Source organism: Janthinobacterium glycogeni, from assembly GCF_051380725.1.
Taxonomy (GTDB): domain Bacteria; phylum Pseudomonadota; class Gammaproteobacteria; order Burkholderiales; family Burkholderiaceae_D; genus Janthinobacterium.
Window position 1 is genome coordinate 435,456 of the sequence record NZ_JBNYXP010000005.1, and the last position, 15,675, is coordinate 451,130.

Below are 15,675 nucleotides of genomic sequence, written 5' to 3' on the forward strand. Positions count from 1 at the left end.
TCAGACGGGAATGCTCAAGAGCATGTGCTGCAGCAGCGCGCGGCTATCCAGCGACCCTTGCGCCGCATGCAGGCGGTGGGCGCAGACGGGCAATAGCACGGCTTGCACGTCGTCGGGCGTGACGTGGTCGCGTCCGGCCAGGGCGGCCCAGGCGCGCGCCGCCTGCAGCAGGGCCAGCGCGGCGCGCGGACTCAGGCCATCGGCAAACACGCCCGGCGCGCGCGTGGCATGCACGAGGGCCAGCACGTAGTCGACGACGGCAACCGAGGCGTGGATGGCGCGCAGGCCCGCTTGCGCTTGCAGCAATTCTTCCGCGTTCATGACGGCCGGCAATGTCTGCAGCATGGCGCGGCGGTCGGCGCCCAGCAGCAGCGCCCGTTCGGCGGCCGCATCGGGGTAGCCCAGGGTGACGCACATGAGAAAACGGTCGAGCTGCGATTCGGGCAGAGGGAAGGTGCCCAGCTGGTGCGCGCAGTTCTGCGTGGCGATGACGAAAAACGGCTGCGGCAGCGCATGCGTAACGCCATCGAGCGTCACTTGCCGTTCCTCCATCGCTTCGAGCAAGCCCGATTGCGTCTTCGGCGTGGCGCGGTTGATCTCGTCGGCCAGCAGCACTTGCGTGAACAGGGGACCGGGATGAAAGAGGAAGCTGCCGCTGCCCCGGTCATACACGCTCATGCCGGCCACGTCGGCGGGCAGCAGGTCGCTGGTGAATTGCTGGCGCTTCCATTGCAGGCCCAGCGAGATGGCCAGCGCGTGCGCCAGGGTTGTCTTGCCCACGCCGGGCACGTCTTCGATCAGCAGGTGGCCGCCGGCCAGCACGCAGGCGAGGGCCTGGCGGATCTGCAAGTGTTTGCCGACGAGAACTTCGCCGATCTGCTGTGCGGCCTGGTGTATTTTCGAAAACATGCTATTTCTATCACAGTAAGTCGGATTATTTAATTTACAATCGCTTTGGCCAGGTCAAGTCGTGCCGCCCGCCCGTTGCGCGCACGTGGTAGATTAGAGAGGCAGCGACGGCGGCACAGACCAGCCAGTGATTTTATGCGAGAACGCGCAGGGCGAACAGCAATGCCATGCAGTGTTCCCGGAGAATGGACAGAGACAGAGGTAACCAGTACAGCGCATGAGCACAGCCATTTATACCCATCCCGATTGCCAGCGTCATGAAATGGGCGACTGGCACCCTGAATCGCCGGCCCGCTTGCAGGCCATCAACGATCAATTGATCCTCGCGCATATCAGCGACCTGGTCGAGCACCGCGACGGCGTGCGCGCGCAATTGTCCGATATCGAGCGCAACCACAGTGCCACGGCCATCGGCCTGGTGCGCGACAATGTGCCGCGGGAGGGCGACTACTATCCGCTCGACGGCGACACCCTGCTCAATGCGCACAGCTATGAGGCGGCGCTGGCTGCGGCCGGCTCGGCCGTGGCAGCCACGGACGCCGTCATCGATGGCGAGATCAGCAACGCCTTCTGCGCGATCCGCCCGCCCGGCCACCATGCGCGGCCCAGCGAACCGATGGGTTTCTGCCTGTTCAATAATGTCGCCATCGCCGCCAAGCATGCGCTCGACGTGCGTGGCCTCGAGCGCGTTGCCATCGTCGACTTCGACGTGCACCATGGCAATGGCACGGCCGAGTCAGTGGCGCACGACCCGCGCATCCTGATGGTGAGTTTTTTCCAGCACCCGTTCTATCCGTACAGCGATGTGGAGTCCTACACCGACACGCGCGTCAACGTGCCCGTGCCAGCCCGCTCGAAGGGCGACGCCGTGCGCCAGCTGGTGCTCGACCACTGGCTGCCGGCGCTGCACCGGCAGCAGCCGCAGATGATTTTCATTTCCGCCGGTTTCGACGCCCACCGCGAAGACGACGTGGGCGGCATGGGTCTGGTGGAGGCCGACTACACGTGGATGACGCAGCAGATGATGGCCGTGGCCCATCAATATGGCAAGGGCCGCATCGTCAGCTGTCTCGAAGGGGGCTACAACCTGTCATCGCTGGGCCGCAGCGTGGCGGCGCACGTGAAGGCGCTGGCGGAACTGTAACGGCGCAGCGAACTACAGCAAGGTGGGACGGCTGCTGGAATGCGTATGGCGGTGGGTCTGATAGTCGAGCGCGTCGCCGGCCATGAAGCGGCGCCAGGCTTGCGTGTAGACGAGCGATGATTTATCCGCATCGAAGCTGTCGAGCTGCAACATGTCGCGGTGGTGCTTGATTTCATTGACCAGTTGGTCATACAGCATTTGCAAGCCATAACTGTCGGCGCTCTGGCGTTTCAACCGCTCTTCGAGCTGCGCCACTTGCCCCTGCAGCTGCCGGCATTCCTTCTTCCAGTCATTGCGCGGCACGCGCTTGGGCGCCTTGTCAGTGTGTTCCATCATCATATCGCACTATCCCCATCGCATATCTTCCTGGCGGGAGCCAGCCCGGAAATCATTGCTTTTCATTTAAGAGGCGATATTAGAGCACACTTTTTATTGCTCCGAACAAATAAAAGAATCCTTGTAGAAATATTTTACCTGGCGTCCACGGTGTATCTCACTGGCGCAGCGCCGCCTTCATGGGCGTTGCGGGTGCGGCTTGCGCCATGTTGCCGTCATCGGCATACGTGAGGGTCAGCAGGGTATTGTCGTCCCAGGTCGCGTCATGCAGCGGCGGCACGTAGCGCTGGCGGTCTTCCGTGATACGGATGTCCAGCGTGCGCTCGCCCGAGCGCGCCTGCACGGCAAGCAGCTTGCGGAAGACGGGAAACGGCACGTGGATCAGCGACGAGTGGCACGGCCCGCCGGCCAGACGGAACAGGTTGCGCCGTACAAACGACAGGTCATCCTGCTCGACGGCCCAGCGGATTTCGCATTCCAGGCGCAAGTCGCCCAGGCGGCGCACGTTCGCGGGCAGGCCCGGCGTATGGATGTCGGCGCGCCAGCGTACGGTGTCGCGCTTCTTGTTGCTGACCAGGTCGGCATTCGCATCGTAGGCGGTCTTGTCGCGCGTCAAGGTGAAACCGCCGTCCGCCGCCAGCGGCACGGGAATCGACAGGTTGTCGGCCGACAGGTGCAGGGTCACGCCTTCGAGCCTGGCCTTCGGCGTGGCGGGGATCAGCATGAAGCGCAGCGGCGCGCCAGGCGCCAGACGCTGGTGGTCGGCATACGCATCGAGTCCCTTGAGCATGGTGCGGTAGGGGCGCAGGTCGGGATCGCGGGTGGCTTGCACGTCGACAATCTGCTGCATTTCCTGGTTCGCTGCGTCGCCTGGCGCCGCCGGCTGTTCCTGGGCCATGGCGGGCAGCAGGCAGGCGTAAAGGGGGGCGAGGAGAAAAAAACGGGGAAGATACATGGAATGCGTGCCAGGTTGAACTTGCAATGGGGAAACCGGCCAGGCTGGACGGACTGCGGATCTTATCATTCGTGTAACTGCCAAATTATCACCAATTGTCTCGTTCGCGTCGCACGGCTGGCGCCGGCGGCGGAAAATGGGACGTCGCGGCGGCAACCACGTAAAATAGCGGATTGACCGAACGATTTTGAAAGCAAGAGCATGGCGATACAATGGTACCCAGGACACATGAACGCGGCCCGCAAGAAAGCGGCCGAAACCATGGAAAACACCGATCTGGTGATTGAAGTGGTGGACGCGCGCCTGCCGGCAGCCAGCTGCAATCCCATGGTGGACGAGCTGCGCCTGTTCCGCCAGCGCCCTTGCCTGAAAATCCTCAACAAGACCGACCTGGCCGATCCGGCCGCCACGGCCGCCTGGGTTGCGTATTTCAATGCCCAGGAAGGCGTGACCGCGTATGCGATGACGACCAAGAAGCCGGGCGACGTGGCGCGCATCCCGGAACTGGCGAAATCGCTGGCGCCGCACCGCGGCGTGCCGACGAAGCCGCTGCGCATCATGATCATGGGCATTCCCAACGTGGGCAAGTCGACCCTGATGAACGCGCTGCTGAAAAAGCGCGTGGCGAAAGTGGGCGACGAGCCGGCCGTCACCAAAATGCAGCAAAAGCTGTACCTGGACAAGAACACGATTCTGGTCGACACGCCCGGCATGCTGTGGCCGAAGATCGCCATCCCCAGCGACGGCCTGATGCTGGCGGCCAGCCACGCCATCGGCTCGAATGCGCTGATCGAAGAGGAAGTGGCCGTGTTCCTGGCCGAGGAGTTGCTCAAGCGCTATCCGGACTTGCTGGCGGCCCGCTACGGCACCAAGATCGGCGAAGTCGACGCCATCGGCGTGGTCGAGGGCATCGCCGCCAAGCGCGGCTTCCGCATCAAGGGCGGCGACTACGATTTCGAGAAAGCGTCGCACACCCTGCTGCTCGACTACCGCAGCGGCATCCTGGGACGCATCTCGCTGGAAACGCCGGACACGCGCGCGGCCCTGATGGCCCAGCACGCGGCCGAGATGGCGGAAAAAGCGGCCAAGGCGGCGGAGATCGCGGCCGAAAAGGCGAAGAATGCGGCGCGCGGCAAGCGCGGCACCTGATTCAAGTTATACCCTCCATGTAAAAAGCGCCGCGACATCACTGTCGCGGCGCTTTTTTTCTGCGCCGGCGGGTTATCCGAACCTGAAACTGGTCACCGCCAGCGCCCCAAAGAAATCCTCCTCGTGATACACGACCTGCGCCGCTTCCTGCTCCGCCGCGCCCAGCGCCACCATCAGCGGCAGCAGATGGTCTTCCTGCGGATGGGCCTGGCGCGCGCCCGGCGCCCGGTCCCAGGCCAGCAACTGCTCCAGCCTTTGTGCGGGCGGCAGGGCCATGGCCTGGCGCAGCCACGTGTCGAACTGGTGCGAGGCGACGGCGCCCGCCTGGCCGAACTGGCGCAGGTTGTGATAACTGAGGCCGCTGCCCAGTATCAGCACGCCCTGGCGGCGCAGGCCGGCCAGCGCGCGGCCCACCTCGACGTGCGTGAGCGGGTCGTAGCCGTGTTTCAGCGACAGCTGCACCAGCGGCATGTCCGCCTGCGGGTAGATGGGGAACAGGGCGCTGAAGGTGCCGTGGTCGAAACCCCGTTCGTGGTCCAGGCGCGCCGGATGGCCGGCAGCGTCGAGCAACTGCTTTACCTGCGCCGCCAGTTCCGGCGCGCCCGGTGCCGGGTACTGGATCTGATACGTGTGCGGCGGAAAGCCCGAATAATCGTAGATCATGCCCGGCCGGGGACTGGCCGAGACGAGGAATTGCGGCCCTTCCCAGTGCGCCGTGACGACCAGCACGGCTTTCGGCCGCGCGCCGATCTGGCGCGGAATATCCTGCAACGATGCTTCGAGCACGTCGTAGCGGCCGCCGAACTGATCTTTCATGAACGGCCACGGGCCGCCGCCGTGCGACAGGAAATAGGTGGGGAAGGTGTGCTCTTGCATGGCGGCTCCTGGTGGGAATGGCTGATGATGGAATGATGATAGTCATGCGCGGTCAGTTGATCAAGATCGCCATTATTGATATATCATTTCCATTTTGTTGATGATCGGATGGGTATGGATACCTTGCGCAGCATGCGCGTGTTTCGCGCCGTAGTGGAGCTGGACAGTTTTGTGCGGGCCAGCGAGCGCCTCGATCTGTCGCCGGCCATGGTCAGCAAGCACGTGATGCACCTGGAGCGCCACCTGGGCGCGCGCTTGCTGAACCGCAGCAGCCGCCACCTGAGCCTGACGGAAATCGGCAAGGTGTATTTCGAACAGTGCCGCGACATGCTCGACAATCTCGACGAGGTGGAGGCGACCGTGGGCCGCACGACGGTGGTGCCGCGCGGCATGCTGCGCCTGAGCGCCCCTGTCTGGTTCGCCAACGCCATCTTTACGCGCACCCTGGTGGCTTACCGCGAGCGCTTCCCGGAAGTCACGTTCGACATCGATTTGAGCGGGAGAGTGGTCAATCTGGTGGAAGAGGGTTTCGACCTGGCCCTGCGCGTGAGCCAGGCCCCATCGCCGGCCCTGATCGCGCGGCCCATCGGCAGCATCGAATTCCACCTGGTGGCGTCGCCCGCCTACCTGGCGCGCGCGGGCCGGCCGCAGCTGCCGCAGGATCTGGCGCAGCACGCCATGATCAGCTATTCCTTGCTGGCGAACGGCAATGAGCTGGCATTCGACGGGCCGCAGGGGAGCGAGACGGTGAAGTTCTCGCCCGTCTTGCAATGCAATAATGAAAGCCTGCTGCACGCGGCCGCGCTCGACGGCATGGGCATCGCGCTGCTGCCGTCGTGGCAGACGGATGCGGACCTGGCGGCGGGGCGGCTGGTGCGACTCTTCGATGGCTACCAGCTGGCGGGCGGCAAGGTGTACGCCGTCTACACGAGCCGCCGCTACCTGTCCTCGAAGGTGCGCACCTTCATCGACTTCCTGGCCGATGAAGGGCGCCTGGGGGCTTGATTAGCCGACAGAGCGCTTCACGTCGATCAGCGCGAACAGGCGCGCGCTGCGCATCCACGCCAGCGCCAGCGCCGCCAGCTGCGTCGCCAGCAAGCCGGCCGCGATGGCCAGAGGACCGGGGCCGGCCAGGTTCAGCCGGGCCACGCCTAGCAGCGCATACAGCGCCAGTCCCAGCACAGTGATGACGAGGTAGATGGCCAGGCAGGCCAGCGGACGCCGGCGCAGCATGCCGAGACCCCGCCACCAGGCCTTGACGGCCGAGGTGCGGCGCCGGTCGACGGCCAGGGCCGCGCGGCCCGCGTCAAGCGTGGCGCAGGCCAGCAGGAACAGCAAACCCGTCAACAGCAAGGCCAGGTGGCGGGCCAGGTCGGCATCGGCTTCCAGGATGGCCTTTGCCGCGTGCTTGTCGGCCAGTTTCAGCGCGCCGGCGCCGATCGCCAGCGCCACCCCCAGCGGCACGATGCTCCACAGCAGCATGCGCAGCATGCGGCCGTATTCGCTGAAGGCGCCCGTCAGCAGGGGACCGAAGCCGGGTGGCGCAGGCGCGCGCGCGGCCGTCACCACCAGGCCGCTCAGCAGCGGCGACAGCAGCAGGGTCAGGACGATGGCGGCGATGGCGGCCTGGCTGACGGCGGCCCCGTTGCGGCTGGCATTGGCGGCCAGATCGGCCACCGTCATCAGGTCGAGCCGCTGCGCCAGCGCCGCCCCATGCACGGCTTGATCGAGGCTGGCGCTCAAGGTGCGCCAGACGGGAATGACGGCAACGAGGGTCGGGATCAGCAGCAAGCCGGCCCACAGCAGCAGCAAGCGCCATTGCAGGGCGGCGCGGCTGGCGCGCATGGTCAGGGGCAGGCCGCTGGCCCGTGTGGCGGAAGTGGCGCTCATACGATGGCGATCAGGGAAAGGAGGTATTGGAAAGCGGCGGCGATATCGAGGCTCCAGCGCCGCGCGGCGGACGTGTCGGCCTTCAGGGTGCGGCTGTCATCGAGCTTGTTGACGTCGAGGTAGTGCACGCGGTCGGGGTCCAGTTCGGCCGAGACGGCCTTCACGGGCTTGCTCCAGGTGTAGCGCTGCCATAGCTCCCCGTTGTCCCACACCACGCGTTCGGAGCTGCCGTCGGCGAACTTCACCAGCAGCACCTGCGGCACGGGCGCGCCGCGGCGGCGCAGCACCACGCTGGTCAGATAGGGATACGGTCCCGTGCCGGGCTTGGCGTCCGGGTGCGCCTTGTCCCACGCCTCGCGCACCTTGTCCTCTTCTTTTTCCAGCGCCTCGGGCGTATGTTCCACGCGCTTGCCGTTCACCAGCGCCAGGCCGGCCAGCGGCGTCTGCTCTTCGCTGGCGAAGCTGCCGATGCGGTCGTCGATATTCGCGCTGGCATGGACTTGCTGCGCGAAGACCTGTTCCACGATGCGCCGCTGGCCCGTCGCTTCGGCCAGCGCTTCGCGCAGGTCGGCCACGCTGGGGTGGCGGAATTTCCACTGTTCGTAATAGGCCTTGAAGCCCCGTTCCATGGCCTCGCTGCCGATGCGCGCTTCCAGGTCGCGCAGGGTGGTGGCCGTGCGGCTGTAGACGGGCCCCACGCCCTGCAGGCGGTTCCACGCATTCTGGCCCAGCGGGTCGGCCGCATCCTGGCGCGGCGCGGCCATGCGCTCGAACTCGAAGACCTTGAAGGCCGGAGCGAAGCCCAGGCGCTTGAGCCAGGGCGCGGTGGCGTGGATGCCCTGGCCGCGCGCGCGCAGCATGCGCTGGTCCCAGTACTCGTTCAAGCCTTCGTCGAGGATCGGTTCCTCGAATTCGTTCGAGGCCAGGATGCCGTAGAAATAGCCATGGCCGAATTCATGGATGGTGACGAAATCGAGGCCGAATTCGGCGATGGTCTTCGGCTGCAGGCTGGCGTAGCTCGAGGCCGTGATGAAGGTCGGATATTCCATGCCGCCCGCTTCGGCCGCATTGAACGGCGGGATCACCACCGTCAGCGTCTTGTACGGATACGGACCCAGGGTGCGCGAGAAATACGTGAGCGCATCCTTGGCCGCCTGCAGCGCCGGCGCCGCGTTCGACGCATACTCGGGCGGGTACAGCACCTTGATGGACACGGGTGGGCTGCCAGGGCCGCTCCAGCTGCCCGTCAATGGCAGTGCGCTGCGCTTGTCGGCCGTCCAGGCAAAATCGTGCACGTCGCCCTGCACGTAGTGATGCGTGAGCATGCCGTTCTTTTCCTGCGGCGCGCCCTGCAATTCACCGGTGGCGCCCACCGTGTACTCCCTGGGCACGGTCAGCTTCACGTCGTAACGGCCGAAGTCGGCGTAGAACTCCGAATGGAGGTGGAATTCATGCGCGTTCCAGCGCGGCGCGGTGGCGCCCCGTTCGCCGGGCAATTCCAGCACGGCGATCTTGGGGAACCACTGGCCCACCAGGTGGAAGCTGCCGAAATAGCCGGTGCGCGCGATGACGCGCGGCAGCTGGTCGAAGAAGCGGATGTCGAGCGTCGTCTCGGCGCCCGGCGCGACGGCCTGCGGCAGGTCGACGCGCACGACGGTGCGGTCGGTGGCGGGGCCGTTGTCGGGCTGGACGAAATGCCAGGGTGCCTTGGTGCCGTTCTGCGTCATGCTGCGCAGTTCGATGTAGCCCCACTCGCCGTCGCGCGTGCCGACGCCCGAGCGGAAGCCCGTATCGAGCTTGCGCTTCTCGGTGAAGAAGGTCGAATGTTCGCCTTCGAACGCGTTCAGGTACAGGTGCAGGTACACGCTGCTGACGGCTTGCGCGCTGCGGTTGCGCCAGCGCAGTTTCTGCTGGCCGGTAATCGTGTGCTTGACCGGATCGAGCGTCGCTTCGATCTGATAGTCGACTACGCGGTCCGACAGGGTCGCTTGCGCGTCCGTGCGCGCGCCGCCCCAGGCGTTGCCGGCGCTGGGCGTGGCCACGGCGGCGGCATGTGGCGAAGCGAGGGCGATGCCGTCGGCGGACGGCGCCAGCGGCACGGCCGCGCTGGCCGGCTTGCCCAGTTCCGGCTGGGCGAACAAGTCGGCCTGCAGGGCCAGGCCGGCCAGCAGCAGGACGGCGATGGCAAGGGCTTTGAACTTGCCCGCGAGGGGGATCATGCGGCGGCGCGGCGTGTTACGACTTTCCATGCGTGACTCCCACAGAGGCTTGTTGATTTTCAAATGCAGTCGGCTGCGCCCAGGATCGCCGGGCGTTCGTTAATATACCTGTAAAAATTACAAATAAGTAATGGATTGTCATGGCAACCCAGCTCGCTGTTGCGGCGCCGCGCGCCGTGCGTATAATGATTCGCTTTTGCCATCCTCCTGCTGCCGTGCGTTCGCGCCCCGGTAGCGCCCCAGCTTTCCGCCATGATGCCTGCCCCTTCCGCCCTGACCATCGCCGCGCGCATCTTGCTGTTGTGCGCCCTGGCCATGCCTGCGTGCGCACAGGACGGCGCGGCCGGCGTCACGCATGGCGACTTGTCCGCCGAACTGGCGCAGGGCGGCCAGCACAGCATGCGCGGCGCCCTGTCGCGCGACCAGGGCGGCATGTCGCTCGACGTGGCCATCGACGGCCTGCGCAATGGCAATTACCGCGATGGCAGCGTGTTTCACCAGCGCGGCTTCAACGGCGGCGCGGAATGGAAGCTGCGCCAGGGCCGCTTCGGCTTCAGCGCCGACCAGTTGAACCAGGACACCCGCTATCCCGCGCCCGAGGCGCCGTTCCTGGCGTTGCTGGCGGCCCGCCCGGAAGACCTGTACCGCTATGAGGTGCGGCGCGCCAGCGCCTTCGTGCAGCGCTATGTCGGCAGTTTCGAGCTGGGCGTGGAACTGTCGCAGCGGGAAAAGCGCGCCACGGCCCGCTATGCGGGCGAGGACGGCAGCATCGAATCGACGTACAGCAGCCGCCGCCGCCAGCTGGCACCGCGCCTGCGCCATTACGGCAAGGTGGCTGGCGTGGGCACGGACACGGAAGTGGGCCTGGACCTGATGCAGTGGCAGCGGCGTTCGGGCCGCGCGGGCGATGCGCAGCGCCGCCAGTACTCGCGCGCGCTGTTGCTGCGCGAAGAGCTGGCCTTCGGCGGCCTGTATGCGCCGCGCCTGCTGCTGGGGCTGCGGCATGAACAGTTCCAGCTCGACCCGGCCGACATGCCCGCCGGCGGCAGCGACTGGGAAAACCAGAATGCGTGGGACTTGCAGGGCAGCCTGCAGCTGCGCCCGCAGCTGAGCGTGTACGCCAGGGCAGCGCGCAGCTACCGCATCGATGACGATGGCTATACCCGCGCCGGCTACCGTCCCCTGGCGGGACAGCTGCGGCGCGACATGGAAGTGGGCGCCACCTTCGGCGACGCGGCGCGCAGCGCTTCCGTGCGCGTGTTCAGCGAGCGCCTGAGCAACCAGATCGTCTTCGACCAGAACCTGGGCCAGCTGGGCTTTGCGGGCAATCTCGATCCCTCGCGCCGCGCAGGCATCGCCATCGAGGCCGGCATGGCGCTGGCGCGCGACTGGCGCCTCGACGCTCAGCTGCGGCAAGTGCATGCGCGCTATGACGATTACGCCTACGACGGCCCGGACATCGCGCTCGTGCCCAAGACCCTGGCCAGCCTGCGCCTCTCTTGGACGGGGCAGGGCGGCGCCAGCGCCGACGTCGGCGTGCAATGGCAGCGCGCCCTGCGTTACGGCCCCGATTTCGCCGGCAGCTGCCTGGCGCAAGTGCCTGCGTTTGCCACCGTGGACGGACGTTACGTGCGCAAGCTGGGCGCCTGGGAGCTGGAGCTGGCCGGCAGCAACCTGGCCAACCGCCGCCATTACGGCGATGCGCCGGGCTGCCGCTCCAGCATTTACCTCAACGACGCGCGCCAGCTGCGCGTGTCGGCGCGCTACCATTTCTGAGGCAGACGCGTGGCGGGGCTTAAATGCGGCTTAAGCGGGCGCAAACGGAGCGGATAAAAGCGCCTTTTTTCCACCCGGGCTTCATCGCCCGGCGCAAAAAGTGGTAATCTCGCCCCGTTCACGACCACTTATGATGAAGGATTATTATGCGTTTTCTGCGTTTCTTGCGTCCCCTGCTTGCCGCCGTCACCCTGGTGGCCGCCACCGGCGGCGCCATGGCGGCCGATACCGGCTTTACCACGCTCCCGACGCCAGTGCGCACGGACACGGGCAAGAAGGTGGAAGTGGTGGAATACTTCATGTATTCGTGCCCGCATTGCTACGCGCTCGATCCGCTGATGCACGACTGGGTCAAGAAGCAGGGCGACAAGATCGCCTTCCGCCGCATCCATCTGGCCTTCTCGGGGCCGAAAGATCCGCAGGCGCACGCCTACGCCACCCTGGAAGCGATGGGCCAGCTGGACCAGTTCCACGACAAGATCTTCCGCGCCATCCACGTCGAGCGCAACCGCCTGAACCGCGATGACGCCATCCTCGACCTGCTGGTCAAGAACGGCATCGACAAGGCGAAATACCTGGACATGTTCAATTCGTTCGGCGTGCAGACCAAGCTGAAACGCAATGAACAGCTGATCGCGGCCAGCAAGATCGACAGCGCGCCGACCATCGTCATCGACGGCCGCTTCGTGACGTCGCCGGCGCAGCTGTCGCGCCCTGGCCAGTCCGAGCCGCAAACCCAGGCGGCGACCCTGCGCGTGATGGATGAACTGGTGGCGCGCGTTCTGAAAGAGCGCGCTCCCGCGCCAGCGAAGAAGTAATACCGGAGATCGTCATGAAACAGCTGCCCTGGACCCTGTGCGTGTTGGCCGTCGCCCTCGTGGCGTGGCTGGCGATTGCCATCGTCAACGTGGAAAACCAGCGCAATGCGCTGGCCAGCAAGGCTTGCGTGGACCCCGCGTTCAAGAACGAGGTCGATGCGAAATGCATGGCGTCCGTGCAGACGCGCGAACACTGGTGGCAGCATCTGACGTACGCCATGACGCATTTCAGGAACTGAATGCGCTTGCACCAAGAACCCGCCGCGCGCGGGTTTTTTTTCGTCCGCGTATGATGAAGCCACAACCATTCAGGAGGGACGATGAAGGAAGTGATCTTGATTACCGGCAGCAGCCGCGGCATCGGCGCGGCGACGGCGTTGCTGGCGGCGCGCCAGGGCTATGCCGTGTGCGTCAACTATGTGCGCGATGCGCAGGCGGCAGCGGAACTGTGCGCGCGCATCGCGGCCGAAGGCGGCGAGGCCATCGCCGTGCAGGCCGACGTCAGCGATGAAGCGGACGTGGCGCGCCTGTTTGCGGAAGTCGATGCGCGCCTGGGCACCTTGACGGCGCTGGTCAACAACGTGGGCGTGCTGGAGCAGAAATGCCGGCTTGTCGACATGTCTGTGCAGCGCCTCGAGCGCGTGCTGCGCACCAACGTGATCAGTTATTTCCTGTGCTGCCAGCAGGCCGTGCGGCGCATGTCGACGGCGAGCGGCGGGGAGGGCGGACGCATCGTGAATGTCTCGTCGGCGGCCGCGCGCCTCGGCTCGCCGGACGAATACATCGATTACGCGGCCTCGAAAGGCGCCGTCGATACCCTGACCCTGGGCCTGGCGAAGGAAGTGGCGGCCGACGGCATCCGCGTCAACGGCGTGCGGCCCGGCATCATCTACACGGACATCCACGCCTCGGGCGGCGAACCGGGACGGGTGGCGCGTCTGGCATCGGGCGTGCCCATGCAGCGCGGCGGCCAGCCGGAAGAAATCGCCGACGCCATCCTGTACCTGCTGGGACCGGGCGCGACGTATGTGACGGGCAGCATCCTCGACGTGGCGGGCGGGCGCTGATTTTCAACTGCTACAAGCAATTGCTTCAAGCGCGGGGCCAATTATCAAGCAGGGCAAGCGAGTCCAGAATGGCGGGGTGCCATATGCAGCAGGCACGCCGATCAACCCACCTGGATTCATTATGCCCGCTCCCGTTCTTGCCCCCGCCATCCTGGCCCTGTCGTTGCTTGGCGCCAGCCTTGTCCATGCCGCCGACGTGGCGCCTTCCCTGCCCATGCCTGCGAAGATTTCCGGCGCCGCCGCCACCGGCAAGGTGGCGCTGGCCGCGCGCCGCTATGCCGCGTTCTGGCAAAGCGGCGATCCGGTCCTGGCGCGCCTGGCGCTGGCCGACGATTTCACCGATCGCACCTTGCCCGCCGGCCGTCCGCAGGGATTGGCCGGCCCGCTGCAGGCGTCGCAGGTCTTTCACGCGGCCGTGCCGGATTTGCAGGTGGCCATCGAGGAGATGCTGGTGGCGGGCGACCGGGTGACCTTGCGCCTGCATTTCACGGGCCGCTTCACGGGCGTCTTCCCCACGCCGCAGGGCGAGGTGCGCGGCAAGGGACAAGCCATCGACTTTTACGCGTTTGATCTGTACCAGGTCGATGCGCAGGGGCGCATCAGCGATAACTGGCACCTGGAAGACAACCTGACCCTGCTGCGCCAGCTGGGCGTGCTGCCGCAGTAAGGGCGGCCGTCAGGCTGGCACTGCGGAGAACTGCCGCACGAGGAAGTCGGCCAGCAGGGCGACGCGCGGCGGCTGGAAGCGGCTGCGCCGGTACAGCAGGTTCAGGGGGACGCTGTCGGCAAAGTAATCGTCGAGCACCGTCTGCAAGCGTCCCGCGCGCAGGTCGTCGCCGATGTCGAGCAGCGATTTGTAGGCGTAGCCATGGCCGGCCACGGCCCAGCGGCGGATGATTTCACCGTCGTTGCTGTGCCAGTCCCCGTGCAGGCGCAGGCTGTGGCGCTTGCCGTTTTCGCGGTAGCGCCATTCCTGCGGCGCGCCGTCGCCGGCCATCAGCACGAGGGTCGGCAGCTGTGCCAGGTCGCGCGGCGTGGCCGGCACGCCCACTTTGGCGGCCAGTGCGGGCGCCACGCACACGACGCGCCGGCCCCGGTGCAGCAGGCGCGCCACCATGTCGCTGTCGGGCAGCTCGCCGTAGCGGATGGCCAGGTCGACGTCGTCCTGCACCAGGTTGGCCGTGGCGTCCGTCAGAGTCAGCGCATGGCGCAGCTGCGGGTGCAGCGCGGCAAAGCGGTCGAGCATGGGCAGCAGCAGCTGGCGGCCGATGTCCGACGGCGCCGAGATGCGCACCACGCCGCGCACGGCGCCATCGCCCCCGTGCAAGCCGTCTTCGGCCTGCGCCAGCAAGTCCAGCGCCTGTTCGCTGTAGCGGCGGTAGTGCAGCCCCTCGTCCGTCAGGCGCAGCTGGCGCGTGGTGCGTTCGAACAGGGTGGCGCCCAGCGCCGTTTCCAGGCGCGCGATGGCGGCGCTGGCGGCGGCCGGCGACAGGCCGTGCTTGCGGCCGGCGGCGGAAAAGCTGCCCAGCGTTGCCGCGTCGAGGAACAGGGCGATTTCCGCCAGGCGTCCGGCGCCGCCGCGCATCATGCCGGGTGCGCGGCCGCTGGTTTCGGCGCCGGCGCCGCATGAGGCGCTGAGTGGGGCGTGATCACCACGGTGCAGGTGGTGCCGGCCACCAGGACCTGATTCTTGTCCTGCTCATCGATGTGGATGCGCACGGGTACGCGCTGCGCCAGGCGCACCCAGTTGAAGGTGGGATTGACGTCGGCCAGCAGTTCGCGGCCCGTGGCGGCGTCGCGGTCGGTGATGCCGCGCGCGATGCTCTCGATGTGGCCATGCAGCGTGCCGCCGCTCATCAGATTCATTTCCGCCTTGTCGTCCTGCGCCAGCATCCCCAGCTTGGTCTCTTCGAAGTAGCCGACGACGTAGTACGAGGCGCTGTCGATGACGGCCAGCTTGGCCGCGCCGACGGCGGCGAAATCGCCCTTGTGCACGTTCAGGTTGGTCACGTAGCCGCTGACGGGGGCGCGCACGGTGGTGCGTTCCAGGTTCAGTTGCGCCAGCGCGCGGGCGGCCACGGCGGCCTGCACCTGGGAGGTGGCCGAGGTGGCGGCAAACGCCGCGCTTTCGCGGCTTTCCGTCGAGATGATGCTGGCGTCGAGGCCTGCGCGGCGCTGCGCTTCCTTGCCGCGGCGGCCCTGCTCCGTCCTCTGCGTGGCCAGCACGGCGTCGGCCTGGGCCAGCGCGCTCGCATAGCGTTCCTTGTCGACGACGAACAGCACGTCGCCTTTTTGCACCACCTGGTTGTCGCGCACCAGCACGTCCGTGACGGTGCCGGCCACGTCGGCGCTGATGTTGACGATGTCGGCCTTGATGCGGCCGTCGCGCGTCCACGGCGACTCCATGTAGCGGTCCCAGACGGTCTTGCCTATCCACAGGGCTGCTGCCAATAGCAGCAGGGTGATTGCATAGCGTGTCAGTTTGCTTACCATGTCGGCAGCCTTTCCTTGATGGGGTTGAACAGTTTTTTTTATT

Annotated in this window: 16 protein-coding genes; 8 read left to right on the plus strand and 8 right to left on the minus strand. The window is 66.3% G+C overall.

Annotation, left to right across the window (positions count from 1 at the left end; genetic code table 11):
* Window positions 1-909, minus strand: a complete 909-nt coding sequence (locus ACQ4W4_RS14945; protein ID WP_436542663.1) for an AAA family ATPase — start codon at window positions 907-909, stop codon at window positions 1-3.
* Between the two features lie 217 nt (window positions 910-1,126).
* On the opposite strand from ACQ4W4_RS14945, the gene ACQ4W4_RS14950 reads away from it, so the two are divergent.
* Window positions 1,127-2,053: a histone deacetylase family protein gene (locus ACQ4W4_RS14950; RefSeq protein ID WP_436542664.1), complete on the plus strand. Its 927-nt coding sequence runs from the start codon at window positions 1,127-1,129 to the stop codon at window positions 2,051-2,053.
* Between the two features lie 12 nt (window positions 2,054-2,065).
* On the opposite strand, the gene ACQ4W4_RS14955 is transcribed toward ACQ4W4_RS14950, so the two are convergent.
* Together ACQ4W4_RS14955 and ACQ4W4_RS14960 are read right to left on the minus strand one after the other, a co-directional pair.
* Window positions 2,066-2,389, minus strand: coding sequence for a hypothetical protein (locus ACQ4W4_RS14955; protein WP_436542665.1), 324 nt, complete (start codon window positions 2,387-2,389; stop codon window positions 2,066-2,068).
* A 157-nt stretch (window positions 2,390-2,546) separates the two neighbouring features.
* On the minus strand, window positions 2,547-3,344 hold the full coding sequence (locus ACQ4W4_RS14960) for a hypothetical protein (protein ID WP_436542666.1): 798 nt from the start codon (window positions 3,342-3,344) through the stop codon (window positions 2,547-2,549).
* A gap of 201 nt (window positions 3,345-3,545) precedes the next feature.
* Between ACQ4W4_RS14960 and ylqF the strand changes: the two genes are divergently transcribed.
* Window positions 3,546-4,493 (plus strand): ribosome biogenesis GTPase YlqF, encoded by a 948-nt coding sequence (ylqF, locus tag ACQ4W4_RS14965; protein ID WP_436542667.1) that lies wholly within the window; start codon window positions 3,546-3,548, stop codon window positions 4,491-4,493.
* 72 nt (window positions 4,494-4,565) lie between these two features.
* On the opposite strand, the gene ACQ4W4_RS14970 is transcribed toward ylqF, so the two are convergent.
* Entirely contained in the window at window positions 4,566-5,369 is an 804-nt protein-coding gene (locus tag ACQ4W4_RS14970; RefSeq protein WP_436542668.1) for a DODA-type extradiol aromatic ring-opening family dioxygenase, read from the minus strand.
* A gap of 114 nt (window positions 5,370-5,483) precedes the next feature.
* Here ACQ4W4_RS14970 and ACQ4W4_RS14975 point away from each other — a divergent pair, with 114 nt between their 5' ends.
* Complete coding sequence (locus ACQ4W4_RS14975) at window positions 5,484-6,374, plus strand: LysR family transcriptional regulator (protein WP_436542669.1); 891 nt, start codon at window positions 5,484-5,486, stop codon at window positions 6,372-6,374.
* Here ACQ4W4_RS14975 and ACQ4W4_RS14980 read toward each other — a convergent pair whose 3' ends face one another.
* Together ACQ4W4_RS14980 and ACQ4W4_RS14985 are read right to left on the minus strand one after the other, a co-directional pair.
* On the minus strand, window positions 6,375-7,259 hold the full coding sequence (locus ACQ4W4_RS14980) for a hypothetical protein (RefSeq protein WP_436542670.1): 885 nt from the start codon (window positions 7,257-7,259) through the stop codon (window positions 6,375-6,377).
* Entirely contained in the window at window positions 7,256-9,508 is a 2,253-nt protein-coding gene (locus ACQ4W4_RS14985; protein ID WP_436542671.1) for a M1 family metallopeptidase, read from the minus strand. Before ACQ4W4_RS14985 ends, ACQ4W4_RS14980 begins: the two co-directional genes overlap by 4 nt.
* 222 nt (window positions 9,509-9,730) lie before the next feature.
* On the opposite strand from ACQ4W4_RS14985, the gene ACQ4W4_RS14990 reads away from it, so the two are divergent.
* The 5 genes from ACQ4W4_RS14990 to ACQ4W4_RS15010 all read left to right on the plus strand — a co-directional run bounded on the left by ACQ4W4_RS14990 (window position 9,731) and on the right by ACQ4W4_RS15010 (window position 13,806).
* A complete protein-coding gene (locus ACQ4W4_RS14990; RefSeq protein WP_436542672.1) occupies window positions 9,731-11,254 on the plus strand; it encodes a TonB-dependent receptor domain-containing protein in 1,524 nt (507 codons plus the stop codon).
* Between the two features lie 146 nt (window positions 11,255-11,400).
* Window positions 11,401-12,072, plus strand: a complete 672-nt coding sequence (locus ACQ4W4_RS14995) for a thiol:disulfide interchange protein DsbA/DsbL (RefSeq protein WP_070219418.1) — start codon at window positions 11,401-11,403, stop codon at window positions 12,070-12,072.
* 14 nt (window positions 12,073-12,086) lie between these two features.
* A complete protein-coding gene (locus ACQ4W4_RS15000; RefSeq protein ID WP_436542673.1) occupies window positions 12,087-12,311 on the plus strand; it encodes a hypothetical protein in 225 nt (74 codons plus the stop codon).
* 81 nt (window positions 12,312-12,392) lie between these two features.
* Entirely contained in the window at window positions 12,393-13,139 is a 747-nt protein-coding gene (locus ACQ4W4_RS15005) for an SDR family oxidoreductase (RefSeq protein WP_436542674.1), read from the plus strand.
* Between the two features lie 121 nt (window positions 13,140-13,260).
* Window positions 13,261-13,806 (plus strand): ester cyclase, encoded by a 546-nt coding sequence (locus ACQ4W4_RS15010; protein WP_436542675.1) that lies wholly within the window; start codon window positions 13,261-13,263, stop codon window positions 13,804-13,806.
* A gap of 9 nt (window positions 13,807-13,815) precedes the next feature.
* Here ACQ4W4_RS15010 and ACQ4W4_RS15015 read toward each other — a convergent pair whose 3' ends face one another.
* Entirely contained in the window at window positions 13,816-14,727 is a 912-nt protein-coding gene (locus ACQ4W4_RS15015) for a LysR family transcriptional regulator (protein WP_436542676.1), read from the minus strand.
* On the minus strand, window positions 14,724-15,632 hold the full coding sequence (locus ACQ4W4_RS15020) for an HlyD family secretion protein (protein WP_436542677.1): 909 nt from the start codon (window positions 15,630-15,632) through the stop codon (window positions 14,724-14,726). The genes ACQ4W4_RS15015 and ACQ4W4_RS15020 overlap by 4 nt, the downstream gene beginning before the upstream one ends.
* Window positions 15,633-15,675 lie beyond the last annotated feature (43 nt).

What these genes read in the sequence shown, in the direction of transcription:
- ACQ4W4_RS14960 (WP_436542666.1), bottom strand. Translation starts at nt 3,344, where the DNA reads ATGTATCTTCCCCGTTTTTTTCTCCTCGCCCCCCTTTACGCCTGCCTG.
- ACQ4W4_RS15005 (WP_436542674.1), top strand. Translation starts at nt 12,393, where the DNA reads ATGAAGGAAGTGATCTTGATTACCGGCAGCAGCCGCGGCATCGGCGCG.
- ACQ4W4_RS15000 (WP_436542673.1), top strand. Translation starts at nt 12,087, where the DNA reads ATGAAACAGCTGCCCTGGACCCTGTGCGTGTTGGCCGTCGCCCTCGTG.
- ACQ4W4_RS14950 (WP_436542664.1), top strand. Translation starts at nt 1,127, where the DNA reads ATGAGCACAGCCATTTATACCCATCCCGATTGCCAGCGTCATGAAATG.
- ylqF (WP_436542667.1), top strand. Translation starts at nt 3,546, where the DNA reads ATGGCGATACAATGGTACCCAGGACACATGAACGCGGCCCGCAAGAAA.
- ACQ4W4_RS14980 (WP_436542670.1), bottom strand. Translation starts at nt 7,259, where the DNA reads ATGAGCGCCACTTCCGCCACACGGGCCAGCGGCCTGCCCCTGACCATG.
- ACQ4W4_RS14970 (WP_436542668.1), bottom strand. Translation starts at nt 5,369, where the DNA reads ATGCAAGAGCACACCTTCCCCACCTATTTCCTGTCGCACGGCGGCGGC.
- ACQ4W4_RS14975 (WP_436542669.1), top strand. Translation starts at nt 5,484, where the DNA reads ATGGATACCTTGCGCAGCATGCGCGTGTTTCGCGCCGTAGTGGAGCTG.
- ACQ4W4_RS14985 (WP_436542671.1), bottom strand. Translation starts at nt 9,508, where the DNA reads ATGGAAAGTCGTAACACGCCGCGCCGCCGCATGATCCCCCTCGCGGGC.
- ACQ4W4_RS14990 (WP_436542672.1), top strand. Translation starts at nt 9,731, where the DNA reads ATGATGCCTGCCCCTTCCGCCCTGACCATCGCCGCGCGCATCTTGCTG.
- ACQ4W4_RS14955 (WP_436542665.1), bottom strand. Translation starts at nt 2,389, where the DNA reads ATGATGGAACACACTGACAAGGCGCCCAAGCGCGTGCCGCGCAATGAC.
- ACQ4W4_RS14995 (WP_070219418.1), top strand. Translation starts at nt 11,401, where the DNA reads ATGCGTTTTCTGCGTTTCTTGCGTCCCCTGCTTGCCGCCGTCACCCTG.
- ACQ4W4_RS14945 (WP_436542663.1), bottom strand. Translation starts at nt 909, where the DNA reads ATGTTTTCGAAAATACACCAGGCCGCACAGCAGATCGGCGAAGTTCTC.
- ACQ4W4_RS15015 (WP_436542676.1), bottom strand. Translation starts at nt 14,727, where the DNA reads ATGATGCGCGGCGGCGCCGGACGCCTGGCGGAAATCGCCCTGTTCCTC.
- ACQ4W4_RS15010 (WP_436542675.1), top strand. Translation starts at nt 13,261, where the DNA reads ATGCCCGCTCCCGTTCTTGCCCCCGCCATCCTGGCCCTGTCGTTGCTT.
- ACQ4W4_RS15020 (WP_436542677.1), bottom strand. Translation starts at nt 15,632, where the DNA reads ATGGTAAGCAAACTGACACGCTATGCAATCACCCTGCTGCTATTGGCA.